This is a genomic window from Thauera sp. (assembly GCF_034003485.1).
GTDB lineage: Bacteria > Pseudomonadota > Gammaproteobacteria > Burkholderiales > Rhodocyclaceae > Thauera.
In genome coordinates, this window is record NZ_JAVEYL010000073.1 from 1 (window position 1) to 5,495 (window position 5,495).

General features: G+C 65.7%; 8 protein-coding genes. 3 read left to right on the plus strand and 5 right to left on the minus strand.

All coding sequences use genetic code 11. From position 1 onward, the window contains the following. A partial coding sequence (locus RBT54_RS18095; RefSeq protein WP_320368388.1) for a pirin family protein occupies window positions 1-716 on the plus strand: 716 nt, incomplete at its 5' end. A 344-nt stretch (window positions 717-1,060) separates the two neighbouring features. On the opposite strand, the gene RBT54_RS18100 is transcribed toward RBT54_RS18095, so the two are convergent. The 5 genes from RBT54_RS18100 to cadR all read right to left on the minus strand — a co-directional run bounded on the left by RBT54_RS18100 (window position 1,061) and on the right by cadR (window position 4,260). Beyond that, a complete protein-coding gene (locus RBT54_RS18100; protein WP_094269263.1) occupies window positions 1,061-2,104 on the minus strand; it encodes a DMT family transporter in 1,044 nt (347 codons plus the stop codon). 91 nt (window positions 2,105-2,195) lie between these two features. Next, window positions 2,196-2,852 carry a DsbA family protein gene (locus RBT54_RS18105; RefSeq protein WP_094269264.1) on the minus strand — a complete coding sequence of 219 codons (657 nt, stop codon included), beginning with the start codon at window positions 2,850-2,852 and terminating at the stop codon, window positions 2,196-2,198. Beyond that, a complete protein-coding gene (locus tag RBT54_RS18110) occupies window positions 2,849-3,274 on the minus strand; it encodes a disulfide bond formation protein B (RefSeq protein WP_320368389.1) in 426 nt (141 codons plus the stop codon). Before RBT54_RS18110 ends, RBT54_RS18105 begins: the two co-directional genes overlap by 4 nt. A gap of 136 nt (window positions 3,275-3,410) precedes the next feature. Then, window positions 3,411-3,800: a hypothetical protein gene (locus tag RBT54_RS18115; protein WP_320368390.1), complete on the minus strand. Its 390-nt coding sequence runs from the start codon at window positions 3,798-3,800 to the stop codon at window positions 3,411-3,413. Between the two features lie 25 nt (window positions 3,801-3,825). Next, window positions 3,826-4,260, minus strand: a complete 435-nt coding sequence (gene cadR / locus RBT54_RS18120; protein ID WP_094269736.1) for a Cd(II)/Pb(II)-responsive transcriptional regulator — start codon at window positions 4,258-4,260, stop codon at window positions 3,826-3,828. Window positions 4,261-4,369: 109 nt separating this feature from the next. On the opposite strand from cadR, the gene RBT54_RS18125 reads away from it, so the two are divergent. Further along, window positions 4,370-4,999, plus strand: coding sequence for a cation transporter (locus RBT54_RS18125; RefSeq protein WP_320368391.1), 630 nt, complete (start codon window positions 4,370-4,372; stop codon window positions 4,997-4,999). A 49-nt stretch (window positions 5,000-5,048) separates the two neighbouring features. Beyond that, on the plus strand, window positions 5,049-5,495 hold a 447-nt coding region (locus RBT54_RS18130), incomplete at its 3' end, for a metalloregulator ArsR/SmtB family transcription factor (RefSeq protein WP_320368392.1).

Here is a 5,495-nt window from a genome sequence, read left to right on the forward strand (position 1 = left end):
ACCCGCACATCGGCCTGCAGACCTTCACCTGGCTGATCGAGGGCGAGGTCCTGCACCGCGACAGCCTGGGCAACGAGCAAGTCATCCTCCCCGGCCAGGTCAATCTGATGACCGCTGGGCACGGCATCGCCCACACCGAGGATTCGCTGCGCGACGGCGAGCGGCTGCACGCGGCACAGCTGTGGATCGCCCTACCGCCGGAGCATAAGGATTGCCCGCCCGCCTTCGAGCACTACGCCGAACTGCCGCACTGGCGCGAAGACAGTGCAGAACTGACCCTGCTCGCCGGCCGCTACGGTGAGCGAACCGCAGCGGCGCGCATCCACTCCCCGCTGGTCGGCATCGACATCGCCTGCGACAGCAACAGCAACATCACGCTCCAACTGGACCCCGGTTTCGAGTACGGCCTGATGCCCCTCGTTGGCGACGCAATGGTCGACGGCGAAACCATCAGCGCGGACGAACTCGCCTACCTCGGCAAGGGACGCAGCGAACTTCAGCTTGCGCTACCCGCAGGCGCTCGGGTGCTGTTCCTGGGGGGCGAGCCGTTCGAGGTGTCCGTGCTGATGTGGTGGAATTTTGTGGGCTTCAGCAAGGAAGACATCGCGCAGGCACAAACCAAGTGGGAACAAGGCGCGCCGCGATTCGGAGCGATCGGCGACGGCCAGGCGCCGCGACTGGTTGCACCGCCCCTCCCGTGGGGAAACGGCGGTTGACTGCTCTGCAACCCGGCCGCACGCGAGACACCGCCGGCTCCAGCAGGCACTCGATCTACGGCACCGCTCAAAATTTGGGCAGCGCTCGAATCTGGCTTGGCCTCAACAGCTTGCGCGAGTTATCCACAAGCCCTCCAACAACCCTGTCCCCATCGGCTGGGGACAAGCTCGAAAAGCTCTGGCAAAGCTCGCTGGTGTGCCTTGCCTCGGAGGGCGCTGTCATCCGAACGTCAGCAGCCGACCCGTAAGAGACACTCGTCATCTCGATGGTTCTGCGTCAGGTTACTAAGCCAAGCCGCCGCCTGAACCTGTAACTTGCGAGTAGTACGTCGGTGCTGAGTCGATCAATGCAAATGCCGGTGATGCATGTCCGGAAAGTGTGGATGTTTGTGCACCATCGCCTCATGCCGGTGCCAATGTTCGTGAGGCTCCTCGCCGATCCATCCGAAGTCATGCTCGTGCTGGTGGTGCGCATCGTGGACATGCCGATGACTGTGTTCCATCGGCTCGTGCACATGCTCGTGCTCGTGGTGCTCGGTGAGGTGCAGCCACACGCCCCAGACCATCAGGGCGGAAGCGAGCCAGAATGCCGGTGAGGTCGATTCACCGAGCAGCACAAGGGAAAAGGCCGCGCCGATGAAGGGTGCCGTGGAAAAATAGGCACCGGTGCGCGCCGTGCCCAGTGCGCGCAGCGCCAGCACGAAGAGCACCAAGCTGATGCCGTAGCCCAGCAGACCGACGGCCAGGGTCCCGAGCAGGATCGGGCCAGCGGGCAGACTGGCGCCAAGTGCGAACGCCAGCCCTGCATTGACCGAGCCCGCCACCGCACCTTTCGCACCGGCGATGAACAGCGCATCCGAGGCTGCGACTCTCCGCGTCAGGTTGTTGTCGATGGCCCAGCACAGGCAGGCAGCAACGATGGCGAAGGGCCCGTACCAATCACTTGTCCCCGCATCACCGCCCGGCCAGGAGAGCACCGCCCCGCCCGCCACGATGGCAAGCATGCCGAGCACGATGCGGCGGTCGGCGTTTTCCTTGAAGACAACCCAGGCGATCACGGCGGTCAGCACCGCTTCGAGGTTGAGCAGCAGTGAAGCCGTCGAGCCGCTGGTACGCATCAGGCCGAACATCAATGCGAGCGGCCCGAGTACGCCACCGAAGAAAATCGCGCCAAGCAACCAGGGCCATTCGCCCTCGGCGAGTCCAGAGGGGCGCCAGGTGCGGTCGCGGATCAGCCGCGCCACAGCCAGCCCGACTCCACTCCCGAGATACAGCAATCCCGCCAACAACCAGGGCGACATCTCGCCGACGAGCAGTTTGGCGAACGGGGTGCTCGCACCGAACAAGGCTGCCGCGAGCAGAGCGTGGATGACGTAGATGTTGTTCATGACCTCGCCAGATCCGGCAGGCCTCCCAAAAAACGGGGCACGCTGAACGCGGTCGCTTCCATTGTGCCCCCAGCGCTGTGCCAGCAGCCCGTTACGGGCGCGACGTGGCGACCTCCTCGGCCACCAGGCTTGCCAGTTGCTCAGGACCAAAGCTGGGCAGGCTGCGTCCGTTGACGAAGAAGGTGGGGGTCTTGTTCACCTGCAGTGCGGTCAGATCCTCGACGTCCTGCGCGATCACGGCCTGGATCTCGGGCGTCTCCATGTCCTGCCGGGCGCGCCCCATATCCAGGCCGGCGCGCGCGGCTGCCTCGAAGGCGAGATCGAGATTGGGCGCCGCATGGTCCGCCCACTGCGGTTGCGCGGCCAGCAGCGCTTCGAGCACAGGGGTGTAGAGTCCCTGCTTGCGTGCCGCCTCCATCAGCTTCACCACCTGGTCCGAGCCGTGGTGGAAGGGCGCATAGCGCAGCGCGAGGCGGACCTTGCCCGGATGCTGGGCCATGATCTGCTTGACGAGCGGATAGAAGGCGCGGCACGTCTCGCAGGCGGGGTCGAAGAACTCGACGATGGTGACCGGCGCGTTCTGCGGCCCGATGATCGGGGTGTGCATCCGCACGAGGCGGCTTGCTTCCACGGCGACGCGCGTGTCCTGCTCGGCCTGCGTGCGATCACGGTAGGCATCCATGCCGAAGTAGAACGCCAGGCCGAGGATCAGCAGCACGGCGAGTGCCAGCAGTTTTCGTGTGTTCATTTACGGGTCCTTATCAGATAAATCGTCAGAGCGGCGGCAATGGCGAGGAAGGCCGCCAGCGACAGCCAGGGAATCTGGATGTCGCCAAGGATGACCAGGGCCTGCTGGCTGCACGAGGGGCCGGTGCCACAAGGCACCCACCACTGCGGCACCCAGCCGGCAATCAGCGCGCAGTGATAGGCCGCGAGGGCGAGGCCAGCCAGCGCGAACGGCATCGCATACACCGCGCCGCGCCGGTCCTCGGTGAACACGGCCATGCCCAGGATGATGGCGAGCGGGAACATTGCGATGCGCTGGTACCAGCACAGCACGCAGGGCGTCATGCCCATCACCTCACCGATGAAGAGCGCGCCGAGCGTGGATATCAGGGCCACCGCCCAGGCGGCCATCAGCCACCACCATTGAGTTCGTTTGTCTTGCATCGAGTCGGTCTCAAGGTTTGCCTCCCGGGCTACGGGAGGTGCGGCATCCCCAGGCGTGCAGAGAAGTCCGCAATGGAGCACGCCGCCGCGACAGCGCGGTGCGTGCTCGACGAGAGAAGCAAAGGGGGGCTGCCGCTCAGGCAGCGCGGCGCCACTTGGGGCGTTCAGGCTCGGCCACCGGTGCCGAAGCGAGGCTATCCTGCACGGTGTCGACGAGAACCTGGCCCGCTCCTGTCAGCGGCAGGCGGCCTGCATCCAGCAGCACCGCGCCCGCCAGGACCTGGCAGAAGGCGCAGTCGGTGTGAAGCCTGCCCTCCTTGCCGATATCGCCTTCATCCATCTGGCAGGCATGCGGAGGGTGGTCGCCATGGCTGGTCGCGAGTCCACTCGACTGAAGGCAATACGCCTCCACGCCCGCCGAGGCGAACTGGAGCGGTACGAGCAGCAGGAGCAGGATGGCAAACCAATGGCGCATGGACGGCGATTCTAACCGCAGGAAGGAGACAGACGCCGCCATCGCAACCATGAACGAACCTGCTCAGGCCTGTACATCACTGCGGACGCTCTGCGTGGCACACGCAGGCACCGCCCAGCGTCGGTGCTTCGAGCTCATGCAGGATGCCGCATTGTGCAGCACGATCCGGGGCGCCGCACTGGCTGCGCAGGGCAACGAGTTGGTCTTCGAGCGTGCGCAGGCTGTCGAGGCGTGCGCGGACCCGGGCGAGTTGAGTGTCGATGAGCGTGTTCACCTCTGCGCACTCGGCAGACGGATCGTCCACAAAGCGCAGCAGCCGCGCGACGTCGGCCAGGGCAATGTCCAGCGCCCGGCAGTGACGAATGAAGGCCAGGCGCTCGAGATGCATCCCCGCGTAGGCCCGATAGCCGTTGTGGCTGCGGGCAGGCGCGGGCAGCAGCCCGATCCGCTCGTAGTAGCGGATGGTCTCGACCTCGACGTGGGCCGCTTTGGCCAATTCACCGATCTTCATCACGGCTTCTCCGCATTGCGGCGTGTCGTCAGCATAGCCCGTTGACCCTGTAGCGGCTACAGGGTGTGTCATGCACGCCTGACCCTCTTCCCGCCAACAGGAGAATGCCATGTCTGGTTGTTGTTCCCATTCCGCCTGCGATGCCAGCGCGGCGAGCCCACGTTTCCGCCAGGCATTGTGGATCGCCTTGATCGTCAACGCGGCGATGTTCGTGGTCGAATTCGTCGCCGGCCTCGCTGCCGGCTCGGTCGCCCTATGGGCCGACGCCCTCGATTTCGCCGGCGACGCCGCCAACTACGCGCTGTCGCTGACCGTGCTGTCGTGGGGGTTGATGTGGCGGGCGCGCGCGGCCCTGCTCAAGGGTGTGGCGATGGCGCTGTTCGGCGCCGTCGTGATGGCGCGCGCCCTGTGGGCGTTCCAGCACGGCGTTTCGCCGGAGCCGCTGACCATGGGCGCCGTCGGGGTGCTCGCGCTGCTCGCCAATGCGGGGGTGGCGCTGATGCTCTATCGCTTCCGCGCGGGTGACGCGAACATGCGGTCGGTGTGGCTATGCAGCCGCAACGATGCCATCGGCAATCTCGCGGTCATCCTCGCGGCGGCAGGCGTCTTCGGCACCGGCAGCGCCGTGCCGGACCTCATCGTCGCGCTGGTGATGTCGGGGCTCGCGCTGTGGTCGGGATTGCTCATCATCGCCCACGCCCGACGCGACATGGTCGATTCGGAGCAGGTTCATCCATAGCACCGAGCGCACCACTTGCAAACATACGCACGCTTGTTAGAGTGTGCGTATGGAACCCAACATCACCAAATCCTCCCTTTACGAACACGTCGCCCGCATCGGCAAGGCGCTGTCGAGCCCGAAGCGGCTCGAGCTGATCGAACTACTCGCCCAGGGCGAGAAGACGGTAGAGACGCTCGCCCAGCAGGCACGCATCGACATGCGTCTGGCGAGCGCCCATCTCAAGGCACTGCGTGAAGCGCGCCTGGTGGAGAACCGGCGCGAGGGCAAGTTCATCCATTACCGCCTGAGCGGACAGGACGTCGCCGAGTTGTGGCTCAACGTCCGCGACGTGGCCGAGGCTCATCTGCTCGAACTGCGCCTCGCGCTCGAGCAGATGAGCGCCGCCCCCGATCTGCTCAGTGCGGAGAGTCGCGAGTCCCTGCTCGCCAAGGCGCGCAGCGGCGACATCGTCGTCATCGACGTACGGCCCGAATCCGAGTACGCAGCGGGGCAC